22 protein-coding genes, 1 tRNA gene and 1 pseudogene are annotated in these 22,554 nt (G+C 72.8%); 9 read left to right on the plus strand and 15 right to left on the minus strand.

What is annotated here, in order from left to right; all coding sequences use genetic code 11:
- Positions 1 to 3: 3 nt before the first annotated feature.
- Genes ACFVWY_RS16515 through ACFVWY_RS16535 form a run of 5 tightly spaced genes read right to left on the minus strand, consistent with a single transcriptional unit; the run spans position 4 to position 5,306 of the window.
- On the minus strand, positions 4 to 1,392 hold the full coding sequence (locus ACFVWY_RS16515; protein WP_389872327.1) for an STM4012 family radical SAM protein: 1,389 nt from the start codon (positions 1,390 to 1,392) through the stop codon (positions 4 to 6).
- Complete coding sequence (locus ACFVWY_RS16520) at positions 1,389 to 2,204, minus strand: STM4013/SEN3800 family hydrolase (protein ID WP_389872466.1); 816 nt, start codon at positions 2,202 to 2,204, stop codon at positions 1,389 to 1,391. Before ACFVWY_RS16520 ends, ACFVWY_RS16515 begins: the two co-directional genes overlap by 4 nt.
- 37 nt (positions 2,205 to 2,241) lie before the next feature.
- Complete coding sequence (locus ACFVWY_RS16525; protein WP_389872330.1) at positions 2,242 to 3,396, minus strand: STM4014 family protein; 1,155 nt, start codon at positions 3,394 to 3,396, stop codon at positions 2,242 to 2,244.
- A complete protein-coding gene (locus ACFVWY_RS16530) occupies positions 3,377 to 4,345 on the minus strand; it encodes an STM4015 family protein (protein WP_389872333.1) in 969 nt (322 codons plus the stop codon). Before ACFVWY_RS16530 ends, ACFVWY_RS16525 begins: the two co-directional genes overlap by 20 nt.
- Positions 4,346 to 4,352: 7 nt before the next feature.
- Positions 4,353 to 5,306: an STM4015 family protein gene (locus ACFVWY_RS16535; protein WP_389872336.1), complete on the minus strand. Its 954-nt coding sequence runs from the start codon at positions 5,304 to 5,306 to the stop codon at positions 4,353 to 4,355.
- A 191-nt stretch (positions 5,307 to 5,497) separates the two neighbouring features.
- Here ACFVWY_RS16535 and ACFVWY_RS16540 point away from each other — a divergent pair, with 191 nt between their 5' ends.
- Positions 5,498 to 5,824 (plus strand): hypothetical protein, encoded by a 327-nt coding sequence (locus ACFVWY_RS16540; protein ID WP_389872468.1) that lies wholly within the window; start codon positions 5,498 to 5,500, stop codon positions 5,822 to 5,824.
- Between the two features lie 79 nt (positions 5,825 to 5,903).
- Positions 5,904 to 6,905: a DUF6745 domain-containing protein gene (locus tag ACFVWY_RS16545; RefSeq protein WP_389872339.1), complete on the plus strand. Its 1,002-nt coding sequence runs from the start codon at positions 5,904 to 5,906 to the stop codon at positions 6,903 to 6,905.
- A 44-nt stretch (positions 6,906 to 6,949) separates the two neighbouring features.
- Here ACFVWY_RS16545 and ACFVWY_RS16550 read toward each other — a convergent pair whose 3' ends face one another.
- Both ACFVWY_RS16550 and ACFVWY_RS16555 read right to left on the minus strand, forming a co-directional pair.
- The gene (locus tag ACFVWY_RS16550; RefSeq protein ID WP_389872470.1) at positions 6,950 to 7,540 is read right to left on the minus strand and encodes a TetR/AcrR family transcriptional regulator; all 591 of its coding nucleotides are present in this window, start codon (positions 7,538 to 7,540) and stop codon (positions 6,950 to 6,952) included.
- 104 nt (positions 7,541 to 7,644) lie between these two features.
- Positions 7,645 to 8,208, minus strand: a complete 564-nt coding sequence (locus ACFVWY_RS16555; RefSeq protein ID WP_389872342.1) for a carboxymuconolactone decarboxylase family protein — start codon at positions 8,206 to 8,208, stop codon at positions 7,645 to 7,647.
- 329 nt (positions 8,209 to 8,537) lie between these two features.
- Between ACFVWY_RS16555 and ACFVWY_RS16560 the strand changes: the two genes are divergently transcribed.
- A complete protein-coding gene (locus ACFVWY_RS16560) occupies positions 8,538 to 9,740 on the plus strand; it encodes an MBL fold metallo-hydrolase (RefSeq protein ID WP_389872345.1) in 1,203 nt (400 codons plus the stop codon).
- A gap of 62 nt (positions 9,741 to 9,802) precedes the next feature.
- Here the strand turns inward: ACFVWY_RS16560 and ACFVWY_RS16565 are convergent, their stop codons facing one another.
- Positions 9,803 to 10,414, minus strand: coding sequence for a class I SAM-dependent methyltransferase (locus ACFVWY_RS16565; protein ID WP_389872347.1), 612 nt, complete (start codon positions 10,412 to 10,414; stop codon positions 9,803 to 9,805).
- A 670-nt stretch (positions 10,415 to 11,084) separates the two neighbouring features.
- Here ACFVWY_RS16565 and ACFVWY_RS16570 point away from each other — a divergent pair.
- The 5 genes from ACFVWY_RS16570 to ACFVWY_RS16590 all read left to right on the plus strand — a co-directional run bounded on the left by ACFVWY_RS16570 (position 11,085) and on the right by ACFVWY_RS16590 (position 15,392).
- On the plus strand, positions 11,085 to 13,046 hold the full coding sequence (locus tag ACFVWY_RS16570; protein ID WP_389872350.1) for a sensor histidine kinase: 1,962 nt from the start codon (positions 11,085 to 11,087) through the stop codon (positions 13,044 to 13,046).
- Positions 13,047 to 13,053: 7 nt separating this feature from the next.
- Complete coding sequence (locus tag ACFVWY_RS16575; protein ID WP_389872353.1) at positions 13,054 to 13,488, plus strand: roadblock/LC7 domain-containing protein; 435 nt, start codon at positions 13,054 to 13,056, stop codon at positions 13,486 to 13,488.
- Positions 13,489 to 13,490: 2 nt separating this feature from the next.
- Positions 13,491 to 13,862 (plus strand): DUF742 domain-containing protein, encoded by a 372-nt coding sequence (locus tag ACFVWY_RS16580; protein WP_389872473.1) that lies wholly within the window; start codon positions 13,491 to 13,493, stop codon positions 13,860 to 13,862.
- A 322-nt stretch (positions 13,863 to 14,184) separates the two neighbouring features.
- Positions 14,185 to 14,808, plus strand: a complete 624-nt coding sequence (locus ACFVWY_RS16585; protein ID WP_389872475.1) for an ATP/GTP-binding protein — start codon at positions 14,185 to 14,187, stop codon at positions 14,806 to 14,808.
- Positions 14,805 to 15,392 (plus strand): GAF domain-containing protein, encoded by a 588-nt coding sequence (locus tag ACFVWY_RS16590; protein WP_389872355.1) that lies wholly within the window; start codon positions 14,805 to 14,807, stop codon positions 15,390 to 15,392. Before ACFVWY_RS16585 ends, ACFVWY_RS16590 begins: the two co-directional genes overlap by 4 nt.
- A 412-nt stretch (positions 15,393 to 15,804) precedes the next feature.
- On the opposite strand, the pseudogene ACFVWY_RS16595 reads toward ACFVWY_RS16590, so the two are convergent.
- The 3 genes and pseudogenes from ACFVWY_RS16595 to ACFVWY_RS16605 form a co-directional block, all read right to left on the minus strand.
- Positions 15,805 to 15,882 (minus strand): annotated as a pseudogene (locus tag ACFVWY_RS16595) (RidA family protein); the annotation flags it as partial.
- Positions 15,883 to 15,954: 72 nt separating this feature from the next.
- Complete coding sequence (locus ACFVWY_RS16600; protein ID WP_389872358.1) at positions 15,955 to 16,857, minus strand: transketolase family protein; 903 nt, start codon at positions 16,855 to 16,857, stop codon at positions 15,955 to 15,957.
- Between the two features lie 32 nt (positions 16,858 to 16,889).
- Positions 16,890 to 17,591, minus strand: coding sequence for a transketolase (locus tag ACFVWY_RS16605; protein ID WP_389872360.1), 702 nt, complete (start codon positions 17,589 to 17,591; stop codon positions 16,890 to 16,892).
- Between the two features lie 125 nt (positions 17,592 to 17,716).
- Between ACFVWY_RS16605 and ACFVWY_RS16610 the strand changes: the two genes are divergently transcribed.
- A tRNA-Pro gene (locus tag ACFVWY_RS16610) sits at positions 17,717 to 17,790 on the plus strand.
- A gap of 506 nt (positions 17,791 to 18,296) precedes the next feature.
- Here the strand turns inward: ACFVWY_RS16610 and ACFVWY_RS16615 are convergent.
- The 4 genes from ACFVWY_RS16615 to ACFVWY_RS16630 form a co-directional block, all read right to left on the minus strand.
- Positions 18,297 to 19,388 (minus strand): NUDIX domain-containing protein, encoded by a 1,092-nt coding sequence (locus ACFVWY_RS16615; protein WP_389872363.1) that lies wholly within the window; start codon positions 19,386 to 19,388, stop codon positions 18,297 to 18,299.
- A 62-nt stretch (positions 19,389 to 19,450) separates the two neighbouring features.
- Positions 19,451 to 20,230, minus strand: coding sequence for a PIG-L deacetylase family protein (locus ACFVWY_RS16620; RefSeq protein WP_389872365.1), 780 nt, complete (start codon positions 20,228 to 20,230; stop codon positions 19,451 to 19,453).
- Positions 20,231 to 20,257: 27 nt separating this feature from the next.
- Complete coding sequence (locus ACFVWY_RS16625) at positions 20,258 to 20,494, minus strand: hypothetical protein (RefSeq protein ID WP_389872368.1); 237 nt, start codon at positions 20,492 to 20,494, stop codon at positions 20,258 to 20,260.
- On the minus strand, positions 20,491 to 22,353 hold the full coding sequence (locus tag ACFVWY_RS16630; RefSeq protein ID WP_389872477.1) for an ABC transporter ATP-binding protein: 1,863 nt from the start codon (positions 22,351 to 22,353) through the stop codon (positions 20,491 to 20,493). The genes ACFVWY_RS16625 and ACFVWY_RS16630 overlap by 4 nt, the downstream gene beginning before the upstream one ends.
- Positions 22,354 to 22,554: the final 201 nt, after the last annotated feature.

The raw sequence follows: 22,554 nt of genomic DNA on the forward strand, positions 1-22,554 counted from the left end.
CGCTCACTTCAGCTCGTACGCGGCCATCGCGGCGCGCACGGCGGGGGAGAAGAGCTCCGGGCCCAGGGCGTCGGAGTGCGCCAGACCCTCGGGGGACAGGCGAAGCCGCCGCTGATCCCCGGCCGGCGCGTCCAGCCAGCCGCGCGCCTCGAACGCGCCGAGCTCCCGGGGGAAGTCCTCGAAGGGCGAGCCGCCGAACCGCTCCCGGTAGCCGTCCAGGCACAGCCCCTCCGCCTGGAGCACCGACTGCAGCAGATGACGGCGGCGCGCCTCGTCCCCGTCCACGTACCGTCCGACCTCGGCGCGGGAGAAGTCCTCGGTGGCGGTGTAGCCGTCGATGATCGCCCGCACCTCCCGCATCTCCACCGCGTAGTCGAAGGAGTAGTGCAGCCGCGTGGTGTACGAACGGGCGCCGCACCCCAGGCCGATCATGCCGTCGGTCTGGCAGGCGTAGTCGTCGGGGCCCTGCGCGCGGGGGGCGTCGGCGCGGCGGAACATCCGCATCGAGACCTGCTCGTAGCCGTGCGACAGGAGGTGGTCGCGGCCCGCGCGGTACAGCCGCAGCCGCTGCTCGTCCCAGGCCGCGTCCGCGGCCTCGCCCTCGGCGCCCAGCCGCCCCAGACCGGTCAGCGGGCGCACGTACAGCGGGTAGAGGTACAGCTCCTCCGGCCGCCAGGCGAGCGCGGCGTCCAGTGACGCGCGCCAGCTCTCCTCGGTCTGGCCGTCGATGCCGTAGATCAGATCGATGTTGAGGACCGGGATACCGGCTTCGCGTATCCGGCCCAGCGCCGACTCCACATCGGCGCGCCGCTGCGGGCGCACCGCGGCACGCGCCTCCGACTCGACGAAGCTCTGCACCCCGATGCTGACCCGGGTCGTACCGCGGTCGGCGAGGACGGCCAGCCGGTCGGCGGTCGCGGTCGACGGCGAGGTCTCGACCGACAGCGGCACGGACCGCAGATCGGCTCCCATCCGCATCTCCGCGATGTCGCAGAGCCGCTCCAGCTCGGCCGCCGTCAGGAACGTGGGCGTACCGCCCCCGAACGCGGCGGCGGCGAACCGCACCGGCTCCGCGTCACCCAGCGCTTCCCGGACCGTGACGGCCTGCCGCTCCAGCGCGTCGAGGTAGCGGGTCGTCAGCTCGTCGGGCGCGCCGATCCGGGTGAAGAGGTTGCAGAAGCCGCAGCGGACCTCGCAGAACGGTATGTGGAGATAGAGCGAGAGCGCGTCCCTGCGCTCACCGGCCCACAGCTCGCGCAGCCGCGGCCGGTCGGCCAGCGGCCGGTAGGCGGTCTTGTGCGGGTAGGCGTAGACGTAGCTCTGATACGGCCGGACGGCGTGCGTGGCCCCGGTGGCGTGCGCGGCGGGTGTGGCGGTCGTGGTGCTGCTCATCGTGCGGTGGCCCCCGGTTCCAGGAAGAAGTGCGCGTACGGAACGGTCCACACCGACGCGTGGCCGAGCCGGTGACCGGTGTAGCCGCCGTCCCCGTACGCCGTGCCATGGTCCGAGCAGACGAGGGCGAAACAGCGGCGGCGGCTGCTCGCGGCCGCGAAGAGCCGGCCGATGTGGGCATCGACGTACTCCAGGGCCGCGGCATGCGTGGCGCGGGAGTCGCCCGCCTCGCGGGTGCCCCCCGGCTGGTGGAACCAGTTGGGCTGGTGCAGCGCGGACACATTGACGAAGAGGAACAGCCGCTGCTCCGCGGGGAGCTGGGAGACGACCCGCTCGGCGCGGGCCACCTGTGCCTCGAAGGACGTGGGCGAGGCCACGCCGAACTCCGGCTCCCAGTGGCTTTCCTGGAACATGCCGGGCAGCACGGAACCGAGCGCAGCCTGCTTGTTGAAGAAGCCGACGCCGCCGATGCACACCGTGCGGTAGCCGACGCCCGCCAGCCCGGAGACCAGGTCCGGCGTATCGAACACGAAGGTGCCCGAAGCGGTGGACTCGCTGCCCGCGAAACGCGCCGCGAAGAGCCTGGGGTGCGGCCCCGGGCCCGTCGGGGTCGGCAGGAATCCGGCGAACATCGCCTGGTGGGAGGCGTAGGTGAAGCTTCCCGGCGCGTGCCGTTCCTCCCAGACGCCGCCCGGCAGATGGCGGGCCAGATGCGGGATGCGCCCGGCGGCGGCGAGCTCCGCCGCCACGTCGTAGCGCAGGGTGTCGAGGGTGACGAACAGCAGATCGTGGCTGCCCACGATCCGGCTCATATCGGGGTTCCCGGCGTGCTCGGGGGTGCACGCGGTGTCAGACGATGGTGGTTGCACGGTCGTTCCTTGCTCTGTTCATGACGGCGGCGACCTGCGCCGCGTAGGTGTCCAGGCCCTCGGCTCCGCTGCCGTCGAGGCCGGTCAGCCGGGGCAGCAGATCGCCGAAGGCGTTGACCTCGCCGACGGCGAACCGCCGCCAGCCGGCCGAGGGCAGCAGATCGACGCCCACACACAGGGTGTCGGGGAAGCAGGCGGCGGCCCGCTCGCACACGGCCAGGGCCGCGCCCCAGTCGCTGCCCGCCGCCCCGACGGCCGCGCGGACCCGGCCGAGATCGCCGCGCTCACCGCCGAGGTGGAGGTTGGTCATGGGCGAGCGGCTGGTGCGTGCGACGGCGTGGGTGGCCCGGCCCGCCACCACCACGACCCGCAGGTCCGTGGCCCGGCCGCCGAGGGTGGCCTTGGGAAGCCAACGCTCGACATGCAGCCCTTCCGGGGCGAGCGCGTCGACGATCGCCGCGACCTCCCGCTCCGTGGTGAGGCGGCGCAGCCTGAGCGAGTTGTAGAGCCGTCCGGAGGCGTCGCGTTCCACCGAGGTGGTCGCCCTGATCCGTCCGGGCCCGGCGGTCTCCACGGCCAGTACCCCAGAGGCGGACGAGCCGTGCGCGGGCTTCACGAAGACCCTGGGCATGCCGTGCTCCGCCATCCGGCCGCGCACGTCCGCCCAGTCCCGTACCCCGGGCGCCGCGGCCCCCGAGGTCGGTGACGCCGGGACCGGCACCCCGGCCGCGTCCAGAACCGCGTGGCAGAGCCGCTTGTCGAACAGCACCGCCACCTCGTCGGGGCCGTCCAGCAGGGTGGCCCCGACAGCCGCGGCGGCCCGCGCCACCTCCCGTACGGCCTCGGTGAATCCGGCATACCAGGCGGCGCCGCCCTCGACCCTGGTCGGGTCGTCGACCTTCCGGAGCAGCCGTTCCACCTCGGTGTCCTCACCGGGGGAGTCCAGCCGCACGGTCTCGCCGGGGAGGAAGACCGCCTCGCCGCGCAGTACCCGGGACCAGGGCACCACACGCGCCGCCGGCAGCCCGGCGGCGCGGACGGCGTCCTGGAAGAGCGCGACCCGGCGGTTGCCGGGCACCCCCACGACGGCGAAGCGGGGCGGCAGACCCGCCGTGCTACTCGTCGATGGCGACATAGCGGTGGTCGTCCTCGTCCTCATCCCAGTCGGCGTCGTCGACGTCGTCGTTGATCCGGTCCGGTCCGAGCAGCTCCCTCAGCCGCTCCACCAGCGGCTCGCTCATGTAGTGGTGGTGCAGGTCGAGCGAGGCCAGGTGGGTGAGCGGCTGGCCCTGGAGCAGCGCCTCGGCACCCTCGTCGCCCAGGGTGCCCATCGAGAGGGAGAGCGATTCCAGCTGGGCGACCACGGGAGCGGAGGCCACGGCGGCCGCGATCTCGTCCTGGATCTCGCTGTTCTGCAGCCCCAGATGGCGCAGGGCGGGGAAGCCCGCACCGGACAGGATCGGGGCGAGGTCCGCGACCGCGGTGTCGCCGCCGTACTCCTGGACGCCGAGCCAGAGTTCGAGACGCTCCAGGGCCGGGAGCTCGGAGGAACCGATCGCCCGCACGATACGGGCCGGAAGCCCGCCGGACTCGAACCGCAGCGAGGTGAGCGCCTTGTGCCGCACCGGCCGCAGATCCAGGGACGTCCGGTCGTCGAACCGCTCCCCGCAGCCGCGCACCGCCAGCTCCTCCACCTGCCCGAACGCCTCAAGCACCGGAGTGATGTCGCACATCTCCAGCCACGACAGCTCGCACTCCTCGCTGACGACATCGGCGAGGAAGAGTGCCCGCAGGGCCGGGAAGCGGTCGGCGTGGGAGGTCAGCAGCTCGACGACCGGAGCGAAGCTCTCGTACTGTTCCTGCCACCAGGCGCCGATCACCAGGGCCCGCACCCGGGTCGTGTCGACCGTGTCGACGAAGTGCTGCCACAGCGGGCCGAAGGTCAGGTCGCCCTGCCAGGCGCTCTCCAGCCGCCACGCGACCGAACCGGCGTCCGGGAGCGCGCCGCCGGAGGCGTCGCCGGGGCGGGGGAAGGTGTGGACGGGCAGGCCGTGGAACGTCTCGGGGTGATCGATACCGGTCATCGGACCCTCACTCCGCGACCGAGGTGTAGCGGCCCTCGATGCCCCGGTCGCCCCAGGGTGTCTCGCGCTCCGACACGTCGACCCGCACCCCGTGCGGCTCCAGCCCCGCCACGACCCGGCGCTCCACCGGCTCGGTCATGAAGTGGTGGTGCAGATCGAGCCGTTCGAGATGGGTCAGCGGCTGGCCGTCCAGCAGTGCTGTCGCGCCTTCGTCGCCCAGGGTGCCGTTCGACAGGTCGAGCACCCGCAGCCGGGCGACGACCGGGGCGCTCGCGACCGCCGAGGCGATCTCGTTCTGCAGCTCGCTGTTGCGCAGACCGAGATGCGAGAGCCCGGGGAAGCGGGTGCCGGAGAGCAGCGGGGCCAGGTCGGCCACGTCGGCGTCGCCCCCGTAGGCGGAGACGCCCAGCCAGAGGTCGAGCCGCTCCAGCGCGGGAAGTTCACTGTCCAGGACGCCCCGGACCACCCCGGCCGGCAGACCGCCGGCCTCGATCGTCAGCGACCGCAGCCGCTCGTGCTTGACCGGCGGGAAGACCAGACCCGTGCCGCCGCGCACACCCAGCTCGACCAGATCGGGGAAGGCGGTCAGCAGCGGCGTGACGTCGTCGTGTTCGATCCAGGAGATCTCGCTCTCCTCCATCGTCATGTCACCGACGAAGACCGCCTCCAGCGAGGTCAGCCGGTCGGCGGCGGCGATGACCAGGTCGATCGCGTACGACGAGCTGCTCTCGTACGACTCGCCCCACTGGCCGATGATCAGCGCCCGCACCCCGGCCGGGTCGACCGCCTCCAGGAACGCCTTGAACGCGTCCTCCCAGCTCGTCTCGTCGTCCTCGTACGGATCGACCGAGATGCGCCAGGCGGCCGCACCGGCGGCCTGCTCGGGCGCCGCCCCCGTCGCGTGCGGGAAATCGACAGCGGGAAGGCCGAGCAACTCGTGCAGATGGTCCACACCGGACATGGCGCTGAGCTCCTGGAACTGGGGGACGACTGATGTGCACAAGGTTTATCAAGCCCCACTGACAACGCCACGACCGGGACCGCCCGACGGACCGGCCCGCGCGGACCGGCGGCCGACGATTGTCAGACCCCCGCCGTAGCGTTTTCTGCGTGGCCGGCACAGCGGGTGCGGCCTTTCGATGGGAGACGTCTGTGTACCGGCAGGGCGATGTACTGATCGTGTCGTTGGAGGAGTCGGCGGTGCCCCCGCATCTGGTGGAGGCACCGGGTGAGCCGCGGGACGGCCGCGGCCGCATGGTCCTCGCGCTCGGCGAGGTCACCGGCCACGCCCACGCGGTGCAGGGGCCGGGCCGGCTGATGCGCGAGGCGGGCCCGTTCGGGCCGATGCTGCTTCATCTCCCCGAAGGCGGCCGGGTAGTGCACGAGGAGCACGCGACGATACCCCTCGCGAAGGGCTGGTACCGCGTGGTGCGCCAGCGGGAGTACGCGCCCGGAGCGGTCCGCATCGTCGCGGACTGACCGGGCGCACGGCACACACCACTGGCCGAAGACAGCACACCGAACGCAGAACACCGAACACAGGGGACGGGAAAGACCGATGCAGTACGTGGACTCATGGCGGACCGTGGCAGCGGCGACCGGCGCGGCGGACCGCTCCGCCGCCGAGGACGGGCTCCGGCTCGCCTACCGCAGCGCGGGACTCGCCGAACCGGAGCGGATCATCTGGGCCGACTCGCCCAGGGCCGCGGTCGAGGCCGTCGGGAAGCTCGCCGATGCCGGACGCTCGGTCCGCGACGAGGTGCGCACCCGGCCCTGGGCGCAGGAGCGCCGCCGGATGTACGACGAACTGGGCCCGGCGGGCTGGTCCGCGCTGTGGTCCGCCACCGGCGCCCAGCTCTGGGAGACCACCGCGGCCCTCGCCGACCGGATCAGATCCGGGGTCGTCGCGGACCTCGCCGAGCGCCCCGAGGACGAGACCGGCGTCCGGCTGGTCCTGCTCGACGCGGTCCTGGGCCAGCACGACGCGGCCTGGCTCGCCGCCTTCGACGGGCGGGGTGACCGGCTCGACGGCCTGGCGGCGGTGGCCCGGCACGCGGGCTGGTGGTGGCCCTACGAGCGCGCCGTGGTGATCAGCGAGCGGCCGAAGGCGCTGTACCGGGACGAGGCGGGACGGCTCGACCGCGGGGACGGACCGGCGCTCGCCTACCGGGACGGCTTCGCCCTGTACGCCTGGCGCGGCATGCCGGTGCCCGCCGCGTTCCTGGAGGAGCTGGGCTCTCTCACCCCGCAGCGGATACGCGGGGAGGAGAACGCGGAACTGCGCCGCGTGATGCTGGAGTTCTACGGGTACGACCGCTACCTCACCGAGTCCGGCGCGGAGCCGGTCCACCGGGACGAGACGGGTGTCCTGTGGCGGATCGCGCTGGACGGCGACGAGGACGTGGTGATGGTCGAGGTGGTCAACTCCACCCCGGAGCCGGACGGTACGCACCGGGTCTACTGGCTGCGGGTGCCGCCCGGCACCAGGACCGCGAAGGACGGGGTGGCATGGACCTTCGGCCTGGCGGGCGATGTCTACGCCCCCGTACGCCAGACCTGACCCGCGGCGGGCCGGGGCCGCCACGCGAAGCGGGGGAGGAGCTGTCAGCCCGTCAGGGCCGCACGGTCGATGCCGAGTTCACGGGCGAGGGCCTCATCGGTCCAGGCCAGCATCGTGGCCCGGGAGAGCGGCCCGGCGTACGAGGTCGTCTGCACGGCCAGACCGTCCAGCAGGGCGGTCAGCCGCCAGGCCGCGGACATCGGGTCGTCACAGTGGAACTCCCCGGCGGCGGCGCCCTCCTCGATGACCTCGGCCAGCTCCGCCTTCCACTGCTGGTCGAGATCACCGGCCACATTGCGCAGCGCCGGATCGCGCAGCGAGGCGGACCAGCCCTCGATCCACAGCCGCCAGCCCTTGGCCTGGCCGGTCGGCGCGTACCAGCGGACGGCGGCGCGCAGCCGCCGGACGGCACTGGTGCGTCGGCCGAGCACCTTGCGAAGCTGGGCGAGGTCGGCCTCGGCGGCATGCGCGAAGGCCGCAGCGACCAGCTTCTCCTTGGTCGAGAAGTGGTAGAGCACGAGCGCGTTGCTCACACCGAGGACGGAGGCCACGTCGGCGATCCGGACGGCGGCGACCCCCCGCACCTCGATCTGCTCGACGGCGGCGCGCAGAAGTTCCTCACGTCGTTCCGCCACACTCAAGCGCACTCTTGCCACGCCCGTCAGACTAACGAATATGCCAGACACGGGAAGACCGGGGGGCGGAGCGCCGCGCGCCCCGCCCCGGTGCACCCGCCCGATCAGCTGTTCGCGGGCCGGTCCACCGCGCAACGGTCCTTGAATCCCTGGCTGGTCAGACCGAGGGCGGAGTTCGTGCGGGAACGCATGTTCTCCACCGCGACCATCGCCGTGAGCTCGACGAACGCCGCCTCACTGAGTGCGTCCCGCAGCCGTCTCGCGAGCTCGTCCCCGACCTCCGGCGGAGTGAGGCTCATGGCTTGCGCGTATTCCATGACGTCCCGCTCCAGCGGGGCGTAGACCTCGCTCTCCCGCCACACCGGGACATCGCGCAGCTTGGCCGGGTCCATGCCGTGCCGGTGGTTCTCCCAGTAGCCGAAGTCGATGCACCAGCCGCAGCCGATGGTGGCTGCGGACGCCATCACCGCGAGCGCCTTGAGCTGTGGGTCCAGCTTCTTCCAACGGCCCGCGGACATCTCGAAACGGGACTGCGTCCACAGCACCCCGGTGTGGTGGGCGGCGGCCCGCAGCGGGTCGATGACCTTGCCGTACACGCGGTTCGAGTACCACGACACAGCGCGGAAGAGGAGCGTGCGGGGCGGGTCGAGCGGGATTCGGGCGGTCATGACCGGTCTCCTTCGGTACGGCTCGGACACCGTCAGGCGAGGCCACGTGTTCCACGCCGACGGCTGCTTGCACCGATGCGACGGACGGGCCCCGGCGGATGTGACATGCCGGTCGGGCGGACGCGGAATCCTGCGACGGGCCCGCACGTTGGAGTCGGCGTGAGGGGATGGGACACAGGGTGGGACAGCGCTGCCCGGGGGAGCACACGCCGAGGAGGGCGGCGCGGTGCGCGGGCCGCCCGGCCCGGCCGGCCGCCCCGGTCCACCGCGCTCGCACACTCGCACCCCTTGCACATAATGAGACGACACCGACTCCCCCAGGAGATGCTGTGACCGGCGCCGATCCCTTGACCCCGCTCCGCACCCGGCTGCGTGCGCTGCGCCCCGCCGCGTTCGGCGCGGATCCCGGCGGCGCCCGCATGGAGCGCATCCGGCGCTCGCCCAACTTCGCGGACGGTGTCTTTCAGAATCCGGTGGGTGCGCGGACCAGGCCGTCGGGATCCACACTGGAGTTCGCGAAGGTCTACTTCCGTAAGGAGGAGCGGGTCCGCCGGGCCCCGGCCGGGACCGTGCCCGTCCACCCCACGACCTACGCCGACCTGGCCGAGCCGCCCGCCACGGGGCTGCGGCTCACCTGGATGGGTCATTCCAGCGTGCTCGCCGAGATCGACGGCCGACGTGTGCTCTTCGACCCGGTCTGGGGCGAGCGCTGCTCGCCCTTCGCCTTCGCCGGTCCCCGGCGCCTGCACCCCGTGCCGCTGCCGCTCGCCGCGCTCGGCCCGGTGGACGTGGTGGTGATCTCCCACGACCACTACGACCACCTCGACCTGCCGACCGTCCGCGCCCTCGCGGGCACCTCCACGGTGTTCGCCGTTCCGCTCGGCGTCGGCGCCCACCTGGAGCACTGGGGTGTCCCCGCAGACCGGGTGCGCGAGCTGGACTGGAACGAGACCACGAGGATCGCCGGGATCGAGCTGACCGCCACCCCCGCACGTCACTTCTGCGGCCGGGGCCTGCGCAACCAGCAGCACACGCTGTGGGCCTCCTGGGCGGTCGCCGGTCCCGGGCACCGCATCTACCACAGTGGCGACACCGGCTATTTCTCCGGCTTCCGGGACATCGGTGCCGAGCACGGCCCGTTCGACGCGACGATGATCCAGATCGGCGCCTATTCGGAGTACTGGCCCGACATCCACATGACACCGGCCGAGGGGATGCGGGCGCATCTCGACCTCCAGGGCGGCAGACCGCACGGTGTGATGCTGCCGATCCACTGGGGCACCTTCAACCTGGCGCCGCACCCGTGGGCCGAGCCCGCCGAATGGACCAGGGACGTGGCGCGGGAAGCAGGGCAGGACGTCGCCCTCCCGAACCCCGGGCTGCCGTTCGAGCCCGCCGGAGCCCTTCCCACGGAGCCGTGGTGGCGGCCCGTCTCCCGCCCGATCGCGCGCCCCTGGCGCAGCGGGGGGAAGACGCCGCTCACCGTCCCCGAGGCCGACGAGCAGAACCTCGACCTCACGAGCGGCCGCTGAAGGAGGCGGTGGCGGCTGAAGGATCTGGTGCCCGGCCCTGCCGGGAGGCGGCCCGGTCCCCTTCACCGTACGCGTGGCCTGCCAGGGTGCAGGGCGAAGCAGTGGTACGACTCGTCCAGCTGGGTCACGTCCGCACGGGACCAGGCGGACGCGAGGAGCGCCACCTCCGCCGCACTGACCTCCCAGGGCCTGGCCGCCTCACCGGACCGAGGGCGGTGCACGGAGGCGGATACCCAGAAGACGCCGCCCGGGGCGAGGAGTTGGCGTACCAGGGCGAGGAAGCCGGGCTTGTCCTGGACCCAGGGGTAGACCAGACGGCAGGTGATCAGGGAGAAGGCCGGTCCGGGCAGCTCCGCCGGGTCGTCGGTGCCGAAGTCGAAGCGCCGGAAGTCGAGCCCCGGGTGCTCGTGGCGGGCGGCGGACAGCGCGCCGGGCGCACAGTCGATCCCCGTCGTCCGGTAGCCCAGGTCGGTCAGGGCCCGCACCAGGCCCCCGTCGCCCGTGCCGATGTCGAGGGCGGGCCTGCCAGCGCCGATGCCCACCTGCCGGTAGAGGGCCTCGCGTTCCGGCACATCGATGTTCCGGTAGCGGCGGCCGGACCGCCACAGGGGTTCCCAGTAGGCGCTGTTTCCGCCTGCGCGGACCGTTCCGTGTGCCCGGGTACGCGGGGACATGCCAGTCATGGTGCCTCGATCTCGGTGGGGGACGGGCGGCGCACGGCTTAACGACGCCGCTCGCGAATCGAACGCGCTCGATTCTGGACGGCGTCGGCCCCTTGTGCCGCACGGCCCGGACCGTCCCGGGCCCGCCGCGCCACCCCCGCGCCGCGGGCCGGAATGGCCGAATCGCCGACGCCTGAAACCCCTGTGACGGATGAGGCGACGGATGAGGCGGCGGATGAGGCGCCCGCAGGGGTGCCCCGCACCACGTGGCCGGGGCGCGCCGTTCACCCGATCGGCCTCATGGCCACGATGATTACGCTGTGTGACGTACCGGGTGGCCGGTCCGGGGCGACCGACCGGTCCACGAACGCCGGACAGGCCGAAGAGCGCCCCGCGTTCAAGGGTTCCTGCCCGTAGGCCGTTCGGGGGTCGGCCGTCCGGGCGTCAAGGCGGCGTGATCGGCCTACCGTGCGAGAGCTCATACCAGAGCGGGACGGATGGCGGGCAAGTTCGACAACTCGGACCCGCACCCATGTGAGGGACGACTACCGTGTGTGTCCGGTGATCAACGGGGGGCTCATACGTTTCGAGCCTGCCCGACCCATGCACCGAGCCGGACCAACCACCGTAGGTGCCACCGCAGGAACGCCGCTTCCGGGTGCCCCACGTACCGAGGACACTGATGTCTCAACTTCGCGCACCCGAAGCGCGACCGGAGCGCCGAGAGGGCGGGCGGCACGGCCGACCGGGCGCCCGTTCCCACACCGCCGCGGGCAGACCGCGCGCCGCCCAGCCGACCGCCGAGACGCGCATACGCCCCCAGATCCTGCGCACCGCGGTGCTGCCGACCGTGGCGGCGGTACTGAGCGGTTCCGCGGCGGTCATCTTCACCGCCCGGTCCACCGGGGCCGGGCCCTCCACCGAGCTCTGGATCGTGCTGGGCACGGCCGCCGGGCTGGCGTTCACCGCGGTACTGGCCGCCTTCCTGGCCGCGAACCGGCTCGCCACCACCGTGTTCGCCCGCTGCCTGGCACTGCGCCGCACCAGTGCCCAGGGCCAGGCCGAGCTGCAACGGGTGATGGAGCAGCTCCGCAACGGCGAACCGGTGGCCGCCCGCAGGCCCGCCGGTCCCGTCGCCCCGGGCAGCGACGCCTTCGAACTGCTGGCCCAGGAGCTCGGCCGGCACCAGGACGCCGCCGTGACCGCGGTCGTCCAGGCGTCCCGGCTCGCCGACCACTCCGGCGAAGACCAGAAAGTGGAGGTCTTCGTCAATCTCGCGCGGCGTCTGCAGTCGCTCGTGCACCGTGAGATCCAGATCCTCGACGAGCTGGAACACGAGGTCGAGGACCCCGATCTGCTCAAGGGCCTCTTCCACGTCGACCACCTCGCCACCCGCATCCGCAGGCACGCCGAGAACCTCGCCGTGCTCGGCGGCGCCGTCTCCCGGCGGCAGTGGAGCAATCCGGTCACCATGACCGAGGTCCTGCGCTCCGCGATCGCCGAGGTCGAGCAGTACCCACGGGTCAAGCTCGTACCGCCGATCGACGGCACGCTGCGCGGTCACGCGGTGGCGGACGTGATCCACCTGCTCGCCGAACTGGTGGAGAACGCGACCGTGTTCTCCGCCCCGCACACCCAGGTGCTGATGCGTGCCCAGCAGGTCACCGCCGGGCTGGCCCTGGAGGTCGAGGACCGGGGGCTCGGCATGCCGGGCAACGAGCAGAAGCGGATGAACGCCCTGCTCGCCGCGCCCGACCAGGTCAATGTGGCCCATCTGCTGCAGGATGGCCGGATCGGACTGTTCGTCGTCGCCTCGCTGGCCCGGCGGCACGGCATCGCGGTCCGGTTGCAGAGCAACATCTACGGAGGCACACAGGCCGTCCTCGTCCTGCCGCAGTCCCTGCTGGGCGTGGACGAGGACGCCGCGGCCGAGCAGGGCGCGGCACCGGTCCCGCCCCCGGGCCCGGTCCACCGCCCGCCGGCCGAGGACGAAGGGAGCGGTCACCGCAACCACCCCACGCCGAATCCACGCCTCACCGCCGGTCCCGGCGCCGCCCCCGCCGCGCAGCCGGTCCCCGGCCGTCAGCCGTACGTCCCCAGCCAGCCGCTGCGCCTGTACCAGTCGCCGCAGCAGGCACCCGGACAGGGCGAGACCCCGGCACTCCCGGCGCGGGCCGAGCGCCCCGCCCGCCCCGCACCGGCCGACGCCCCTCCCGGCCCCCGGCTCCCGGAGCAGACACCCGACGAGCCCCAGCCGGAGCCAGCCCCCGTACGCGGCACCATGGGCCGGCCCCAGCTCCCCCGGCGCAGCAACCAGGAGCATCTCGTCCCGCAGCTGAGGCAAGCACCGGTCCCGCGCTCCCAGGACGAACAGGCCCTGCACGACCCGGGACTCCTGGCCGCCTTCCGGCGGGGCATCGAACTCGCCGAGGCCCGCACCGAGTCCGAGCCGGGCAGTGCCCCCGAGCCGGATCCCGGCCCCGAAACGGCGGGCGGGGAGTCCTGGCAGCCATCGGCCCCGCTCGAACCGCTGCCGGTACGCGGCCGTTCCACGACCACCGCCCCGCACCCGGCGGCCCCTGCACCGGGCCCGGAGGCGGCCCCGGCGAGCGACCCCCTCGAAACGCACCCCCCGAAGGAGTAGATGCTTCATGGCGACCGATATGCCCTCCGGTCAGGTCTCGGACCTCGACTGGCTGCTGAGCGGCCTGGTCCAGCGTGTCCCGTACACGCGCAGCGCGGTTCTGCTCTCCGCCGACGGGCTGGTGAAGTCCCTTCACGGCATGGACGCCGACAGCGCCGACCACATGGCGGCGCTGGCGGCCGGTCTGTACTCGCTGGGGCGCAGCGCCGGCGCGCGCTTCGGCGACAGCGGTGAGGTACGGCAGGTGGTGGTCGAGCTCGACTCGACCCTGCTGTTCGTCTCCACCGCGGGATCGGGCACCTGCCTCGCCGTCCTCGCCGGACGCGAGGCGGACGCGGCGGTGCTCGGCTACGAGATGACCATGCTGGTCAAGAGCGTCCGGCCGTATCTGATGACGCCCGTGAGACAAGCGGCCGGTTCCTCCGGCACCACGGGGCTGTGAGGGTGTCGGTCCCGCAGGACGGGCCGCTGCTCGACGACGCGGCGGGGCGGCTCATCCGCCCCTACACCGTGAGCAACGGCCGGACCCGTCCTACGGCCGTACTCGACCTGCTCTCGCTGATCATGGCCACGGGGAGCGATCCGCAGACGCACCTCGGCCCCGAGCACTCCGTCGCGCTGGGGCTGTGCGACGGCCCCACCTCCGTGGCAGAGATCGCCGCCCATCTGCGGTTGCCCGCGGTCGTCACCAAGGTGCTCGTCTCCGACCTGGTCGACTGCGGGGCGGTGACCGCGCACCCGCCCGCCTTCCACGACATGCCCACCGACCGATCTCTGCTGGAGGCAGTGCTCGATGGCTTACGACGACAGCTCTGACGGCTTCGGCAGCTCCGCCGCGTACCGGAACGACGAAGACCCCGAAGGATTCGCGGGCCACGGGCACCACGGCCGTTTCGAGAACCACGGGAGTCCGGAGAGCTACGGACACCCGGGAAACCACGGAGGCGCCCCGGACTACCCGGTCGCACCGGACTACGGGCACCCACCCGCCCACGGGCACACTCAGAGCTACGGGAACGTACACGCCCACGGGCACGCGGCGCAGGGGTACGGGGAACCGCGGGGTTACGACGAACCGCGGGGGTACGGGGAGCCGCCGGGGTACGGCGACCCCGTCCCTGCCCCGCACGCCCCAGCCGTGCCGGAGCCCTCCGGGGCCGAGGGGCCGGGCGAGGCCGAGGGCTTCCCCGTCGCCCTCAAGGTGCTGGTAGCGGGCGGGTTCGGCGTCGGCAAGACGACGTTCGTCGGCGCGGTCAGCGAGATCGCACCGCTGAGCACGGAAGAGCTGCTGACGCAGGTGAGCGTCGGGACCGACCATCTCGACGGCATCGAGTCCAAGACCGCCACCACCGTGGCGATGGACTTCGGCCGCATCACCCTGGACGAGCAGCACGTCCTCTATCTGTTCGGCACGCCTGGCCAGGAGCGCTTCTGGTTCATGTGGGACGAACTCTCCCAGGGGGCGCTCGGCGCGGTCGTGATCGCCGACACCCGTCGGCTCGCCGAGTGCTTCGCCGCCGTCGACTTCTTCGAGCGGCGCGGCATCGGGTTCATCGTCGCGGTCAACGAGTTCGACGGCGCCTATCGCTACGCACCCGACGAGATCAGGGCCGCGCTCGACCTGGGCCCGGACGTCCCGGTGGTGCTCTGCGACGCCCGGATCGCCAGTTCGGGCACCGGAGCTCTGGTCACCCTGGTCCAGCACCTGATCAACGCCACCGCGGCACCGGCCCCGCTGACCGGCTTCGGAGTCCGCCCGTGACCCGGAACACCACCGGACGGCTGCTGCTCACGCCGGTCGACCGTGACGCCGTCGTCCGTACCCGGCGGCTGCGGACGCTCGGGCTCGGGGAGCGTTCCGACGCGTCGTTCGACAACTTCGATGCCTTCGCCGACCGGGTGGCCGAGCTGACCGAAGTGCCGTTCTCCATGGTCAGCTTCATCGACGGGAACCGGCAGTTCTTCGCCGGTCTGCACACCCCGACCGGTACGCACAAAGGCTCGGACCTGGGCATCGCCGCCGCGTGCAGCAGCCGTAGCGGGCGCTATGTCGCCATCGACCGCGGCTACTGCCCGCATGTCGTGGTCCGGCGCAAGGCGCTCGTGCTGGAGGACGTCTGCGACTACCCGCGGTTCGCGGGGAATCCGGTCGTCGACGAGATAGGCATCCGTTCCTATCTCGGTGCCCCTCTGATCGACCGTACCGGCGTCGCCCTGGGTGCCGTCTGCGCGGTCGACACCGTGCCCCGCCCGTGGGGCAGGGCGGGGCTCGACACGATCAAGTCACTGGCCCTGGAGCTGGTGGTACACATCGACCAGCGGGAGGGGAACGGTCTCGGGGGCTGACCCGCCGCCTCCGGTGACCGGGATGTTCCTATGGCTGCCGAGCCGCCGGAGTCAGGCCGGTGTGAGTGATGCGTTCGGTTGGTTTGCTGGTCAGCGCGCGAGAGACCTCGCGCGCCACGAACCGTTTGAGACATCGCGTGATGTCCTTCTTGTTCAGCCTTTCCTCGGTGCGGCGTGCGGCGTGCGGCGTGCGGCGTAGGCGCGGGTGCGTTCGTCGAAGCACATGCGGGTGAGCACGAGGGCGTGCGGGGGGCGTTGTCCGCGGCCCGGTCGCCGCCGCGGTGGAGGCAGTGGCGGTGGGCGCGGCCGGAGGAGGCCGGGATCGGCGCGACACCGGCGCCGGGTGCGTGGACGCGCCCTCGGACCGCATTCTCCCGGCCGGCCAGGTGCTGACCGGGAGGGGTGATGACGGGGCGATCTGCCCGCTGACGTGCACGTGCCTCGTCCCGGTGCCCACGGCCACATGAGGGTACGGTGCGGGCTGTGTCAGGCCCGCCCACCGTGCCCTGACCCCGGCCGGAGCCACCCCGCCCCAGCTCCTGGCCGTCGCCGGCCGGGTGGGTCAGGACCGGCGGAGGAAGCCCCCGATCCGCTCGCGCAGCCCCCGCGCGTCCAGCCCGTGCGCGGCGAGGTGCTCGTCCATCTCCCCGTACTTGCGCAGCTCGGCCCGCCCCACGCCGAGGCCCAGCACGCGATGCGGCAGCGCGGCGAGCGCGTCATTGGCGGCGGTGGTGGAGGTGCCCGCCAGATACGGCTCGACGATCACCACATCGGCCTTCCCGGCATCGACCGCCCGCCGCAGCCCGGCTCCGTCGAACGGGCGGACCGTCGTCGCGTACAGCACCGTCACATCGAGTCCCTCGGTCGCGGCGAGCACGTTGTCCAGCATCGGTCCGACCGCGACCACCACACCGCCCGCGCCCTCCCGCACCGGCGTGAACCCGCTCCCCGCACCGACCGGCCGGGCCCGCTCGTTGGACTGCAGCGACAGGCGTACGTACACCCGGTCGTCGGCCGCTGCGGCCTGCCGCAGCAGTTCCTCCGCCTCGTCCGGATGGCCCGGTACGTGAACCGTCCAGCCGTCGAGGGTGTCCAGCAGCGCGACATCACCGGGTGCCATATGCGTGAACCCACCCGCCGGCCAGTCGTACGAAGCCCCCGCACTGACCAGTACGCCGCTCACCCCCTGGTGGCCGAAGTCCAGCTTGACCTGCTCGAAGGGCCGCTCCACCAGGAAGCTGGCGAAGGTGTGCACGATCGGCCGCATTCCGGTGAGCGCCATCCCGGCCGCAGCCCCGACCAGCAGCTGCTCCCTGATACCCACATTGACCACCCGGTCCGGATGCGCCTCCAGCGCCGGGTCGAAGCCGTCCCGGCTGATTTCGGCCAGCACCAGGGCGAGGCGCGGATCCTGGTCCAGCAGCCGGGTCGCGGTGGTGATGAAGCGGTCACGCATCGTGTCCATGATCGGAGTCCTTACCGTCGTGTGCGGAGCGTTCAGTTCTTGGGTTCGACCTGGGCGACCACGGCGCGCGGCTGCCCGGGGTGCGGCGCGGTGAAGGCCGCGTACAGCGCTTCGTGGTCGCGTCCGTCGACCGTGCCGACCGACCAGCCCGCCGCCTCGAACCGGGCCGCGATGCCGCCGGGCCGGGCGTACGAAGCCGAGGTGTTGTCGACCACCACGGTGTGCAGCTGCTCCAGCCCGGCCGGGCCCGCGTAGGCGAGCGCTTCGTGATTGCTGCCCTCGTCCAGCTCGGCGTCGCCGATCAGCACCCACACCCGGGGGTCGGTGAACCCCTGCGCCCGGAGTCCGAGCACGCTTCCCACGGCCAGCGGCAGCCCGTGCCCCAGCGAGCCGCTGCCGATCTCGGCCCCGGGCACCAGGACCCGGTCCGGGTGGTGCCCGAGCGGCGAGTCGAACGTCCCGAAGCCCGGCAGCAGCTCCTCGCCGAAGAATCCGTGCGCGGCGAGGACCGCGTAGTACGCCATCGGCCCGTGCCCCTTGGAGAGCAGGAACCGGTCGCGGTCCGGGGCGTCGACGGTCCCGGGCGTCACACGCAGCACCCGGTCGTACAGCACCCACAGCACATCCAGCGTGGAGGTGGCCGCGGGACCGTGCTTCTCGTCCCCGGTCATCATGCTCATCAGGCGGTTCATCTCGTGGTGGCCGCGCCGCGCCGCGGCGGTGGAGTTCGTCATGGAACAAGCGTTGAACATCAAGCCCGGTTGAGGTCAAGCGCCAAAGGCGTTCGTGACCACCCGCCCGAGTGCGGTATTGTTCTCATGCGCGTTCGGCCAGGGAGAAACCCCAGGTCAGCGAGTATCGGGACGTGGCGCAGCTTGGTAGCGCACTTGACTGGGGGTCAAGGGGTCGCAGGTTCAAATCCTGTCGTCCCGACTGTGCGGAAACGCAGGTCGGAGGCCGTTCTCTCATTTCTGAGAGGGCGGCCTTTCGTGCGTCGGGGGCGTGGTGGCCACAGCCGCGCAGGCCGGCCTGCGCGGCCGACCGTCTGCTCGGTTCCGCTGGGTATGTGGTGCTGGTGTCGACCACGGCGAGGTTCGGACCTTCGGAGCGGGGGAGCCCGTTGCCGGCCGTGACTGCCTGCGGGCGGGGGCCCGAACAGCCGGGCCGAGGCCGCCGGTAATCGCCCGGATGAGGCCGCCCCCACACATGAACAACGAGTCGCGGTCATCTGCCGACCGATTGATGAGCAGGACCAATCCGTGACCGCGCACAGTCGGACCGTCGCCGTAGCACCACGCGCTCACCGAAGCGGGGTGCATCCGGATCTTCTCCGACAAGAACTCCGACAAGACCTCCGGCAAGAAGTGCGGCAAGCGGTGGGCCGGTTCCGGAGAAAACCGGGACCGGCCCTCAGCCGATGCCGATTCCGCTTGAGTGGCTCAGCCGGTACGGCGGGGGAGTTCGGTGACGGGCTGCGGGGCGGCCCGCGGGATGTTCAGGTGGTGGCGCCCCCGGTGGACGGCGGCGAGCTGGGCGGCGGCCGGCTTACCGCGCCCGACGAGCTCAGTGGCCTGTTCGGGGGTGGCCAGGACACGGGTGGGGCGGAGGCCTCCGGGCAGGTCGGGCGAGGGCGTGGTGATGCCGGTGAACGCGGCTGCCCAGCGCAGATGGGTGTGGAGCGTACGGGGGTCGGTGAGGTGTCCGAGGAGCAGCGGCGACACGGGCCGGGCCGCGGCCTGTTCCTCGGCCGCCCGGACCAGAGTGGACGCCCAGTCGCCCCGGTCCCCGGCCACGGGCGGGCCGCCCGGCAGGCGGGCGGCGCCGGTTTCGGGGTCCAGGAGGACGAGTACGCGCCCGTCCGGTGCGAACAGCCATCCCTGGGCCCGTGTCACCGTCCGCTCGTGCGGGGCTGGGCCGTCGTGCCACGGGAAGGCGTGCTCGGCGCGGGCGGTGCGCAGGACGGCGAGGCGGTCAAGGACGGTCGGGGCGAGCGGGAGACCGTTCTCCAGGAGGACGGTCCCGGCGGAGTTGATCCGGGCGCGCAGCGCGGACAGGGCGCGCCGGGCGTCGCTGGGGGCGAGGAGGTCCGGGAGCAGGGCCGGTTCGACGAACTCGATGCCGGTGATCTCGTGGTCGGGCAGGCGGATCTCCGCGATCCGGTCCTCGTCCCAGCTGCCGCCGTCGAAGACGTGCACGATCTCGCCGGGAAACCGCAGGGCCGGGCGGGCGCCGAAACCCTCGGCGGAGACCCAGTCGACGGCCAGGCCCCGGTCGGCCGCGGTGGTGACGCCGAGTTCCTCGCGCACTTCGCGCGCGGCGGCGTGGGCGGGTGACTCGCCCTCGTCGACGGCCCCGCCCGGCAGGAGACAGGTGTCGCGGTAGTCCACGTGCTGGATCAGTACCAGCCCCAGCGGGTTGGTGATCAGTACGGACGCACCGGCCCACAGCGCGGCGCGGGCCCGCAGGGCCCCGTATTCCTCGTCGCTCGGCTTCTTGCGGGGCTGCCCGCCGGGCGGGGTGGTCGTGGTCATGCGTCTCCGATCGGGATCGGCCGCTTCGGGCCGGAACGAACCAGGGGAGGCAGCGGCCGGCTTCAGGGGGTGAGCCGATGCGGTGCGCCGGGGGCGGGGCCGGGGGCGAGCCGGGTGAAGTACTCGGTCGCGAGGACGGCACGGCGCGTTTCCTCCGGCAGCCGGGCGAGAATCCCGGGCAGCGGGCGCTCACGCGCGACCTCGCCGCGGTGGGCGAGGATCGCGGCCCACTTCTGCTCCGACCAGGGAGTGACGTCGATCGCCGTGGTGGCGTACGCGTCCGGGACCGCGAGTACGCGCTTGCCGACGCCCGTCAGCAGTGGCCCGAGCGCGCCGACCCCCGACTCCGGGTGCGTGGCGCAGTACACGGCGCCCGGCTGCCAGGGCGCGCCGGCCTCCGGATGCAGGTGCGCGAGCCCCGCGTCGTGAACGGCGAGGAGGACGGCCTGGTGGGTGCGGCGGTGGTCCGGGTGACCGGTCAGCTGGCCCACCGCGTCATGGGTCACGACGATGCCGGGGCGGAACGACCGGATCTGTCCCACCAGGGCGGCGACCACCTCGTCCAGCGGCGCGTCGACGAGCCGGGGACGGCCGGGAGCCGCACGTGGGTCGCGGGCGTCGCCGTACCCGAGCATGCGCGGCCCGCCCGCGCCGAGCACCCTCAGCGCGTCGGCGAGCTCGGCTGCGCGGGGGCTGCCGGGTGCCCACGTCAGGGTGACCACGGCGGTGCGTGCCTGTGCGGCGGCGTGCTGGGCGAGTACCCCGCCCGCCAGGAGGCTCTCGTCGTCGGGATGGCCGAACACACCGAGCAGGGACGGCATGGCGGAGGATGGTGCGGTCATGGAGAAGCTCCCTCGTGTCGGGGCGGTTCAGGAGACCGTGCGGGCATCGGCGGCGACGCGGCCGTTGCCGACGACGCGGTCGCGCGGGACGACTCCCCGCCGTGCCGCCGGTGCGGCCTGCGCGGCCCGCTCCTGTCCGGGCCTGTCGTTCATCGTCAGGAGGACGACGTCGACCGGGAGGACGACATCGACCGCACGGGGGCGTGGCGGCACGGCGTCGCGCTCCGGGGAGGCATGGGGCGACGGGGCGGCGCCGCCGGTCATGGGCGCTTGTCGTGCGGGTCGTCCTGAGCCCCGGAGGTGACCTGGTAGGACAGCAGCTGAGCCAGGATTCCCGGTTGCTGAGAGAGCTCGGCGTACGTGCCCTCCTGGACGACCCGGCCTTCGTCGAGGACGACGATCCGGTCCGCGGCGGCGACGTTGGTGATGCGGTGGGTGACCAGGAGCACCACCCGGTCCCGGGCCAGGTCCCGTAGCCGCTGGAAGATGCGGAACTCGGCGCGGGGATCGAGGTTCGCGGTCGGCTCGTCGAGGACGAGCAATCCGGCCTCGCGGAAGAACGCGCGGGCGAGGGCGACGCGCTGCCACTGTCCGCCGCTCAGTTCCTCGCCGTTGAGCCACTCTCGGGCCAGCAGTGTGTCCAGACCGGCCCCGAGCGTCCCGACGACCTCGTCGGCCCCGGCTGCCGCGCACGCCTCCCTCACCGCCGCGTCGCCGCGTTCCGCGGGCTGGCCCAGGGTCACGTTCTCCCGCACGGTCAGGGGCCAGTGCGCGTAATCCTGCGGTGCGAGGGCGACTTGCCGCCACAGCGCCTGCGGGTCCGCCTCACCTGTGGGGACGCCGTCCCACAGCACCTGACCGCCGGTCGGCAGGTACAGCCCGCTGACCAGGTTCGACAGCGTCGACTTGCCCGATCCGTTGTATCCGACGAGGGCGGTCACCTCGCCACGGCGCAGGGTCAGCGACACGTCGGACAGTGCGTCGCGGTCCTTGCCCGCGTACCGGTGCGTGACCGACTTGACCTCGATGGTTTTCGGCGGCGCGGGTTCGTGCGGGCCGCGCCGCATGCGGTATCCGCCCGCCCTGTCCAGGAAGCCGCTCCAGTCGTCCATGTACAGGCCGGTGCGTACGGCGCGTGCCCCGACGGCCACCAGCCCGCGCACCGACTGACCGGCCGTCTGCAGCGCGAAGACGGCCGTACCCGCGTGCCCGAGGCTGATCCGGCCGTCCGCCAGCAGCCGGACGACCGTGGCCCACACCACCGCTGACCCCAGCCCTCCGCACACCGCGCCGATGAGCGACATACGGGCGCCCCTGTCGGCCGCGGTCCGGTCCTCGCGGTTGATGCGGGCGACCGTCTGCCGGTAGCGCCCGGTCAGGAACCCGGCCATGGTGCCCGCGCGGATCTGGTCGGCGGCCTCCCGGTTGTAGATGTGCCAGCGCAGCACCGACAGCATCCGGTTGTCGCCGTTGCTGCGCAGGTTCGCCAGGTACCGCACCCGCGCGGCGCCGACCTGGGCCACGGCCTGCGGAAGACTCGCCGCGACCAGGAGGGGGAGGAGGACCCAGTGCACACCGGCCAGCACGACCGCACCGGCGACGAACCCGGCACCGGAGGCGATCAGGCCCTGGCCCTCGTCGATCAGGTCACCGGTCACCTGGGCGCCGCGGTCGGCGGCCTCGCGGTCGCGGTTGAAGCCCGGCTCGTCGTACGCGCTCAGCTCCACCCCGGCGCAGGCGGTGAGCAGCATCTGCTCGGCCTCACGCGACATCAGGGGGCCCAGCCGGGAGGACAGCCAGCTGACGGTGATCCCCAGGAGCGCGCGCACTCCGGCGGCGGTGGCGAGCAGGGCGACCGAAGGCCAGGCGTCGAGGAGACGGTGGTAGACGTCCCCGCTGCTCAGCAGCGCGGTCAGGGTACCGGCGATGGCGACGAGGCCCAGGGCCTGCATCACCCCGGCGACGGCCTGGCACAGCAGGAGGCCGAAGGTCGCCCGCCGGTCGACCCGCCAGGCCAGGCCCAGCGAGCGGCGCACCAACTGCGGCAGGCGCCGGGCCATGTCACGCATCCGGATGGAGCGCCCGGCCGCCTCGCGGCTGCCGGTCACATCGACGTACCGCATCTCCGGGGCGGCGGCGTCCGCCCCGTGCCCCGGCCCGTGGTCGGCGGTGCGCGGTCCCGGCACCTTGCCCGTTGACGCGGCGGGCGGCTCGCTCATGCCTTCCCCCGCGCATGCGGGCCCGCCGGGGTACGGATGCCGTCAGCCGTGAGCGGGGACGCACCGGATCGTTCGATTCCGGGAGGCTGGTTCGCGGGGGCGGGG

Origin of the sequence: Streptomyces sp. NPDC058195 (genome assembly GCF_042883525.1) — a bacterium.
Classification (GTDB): Bacteria; Actinomycetota; Actinomycetes; order Streptomycetales; family Streptomycetaceae; genus Streptomyces.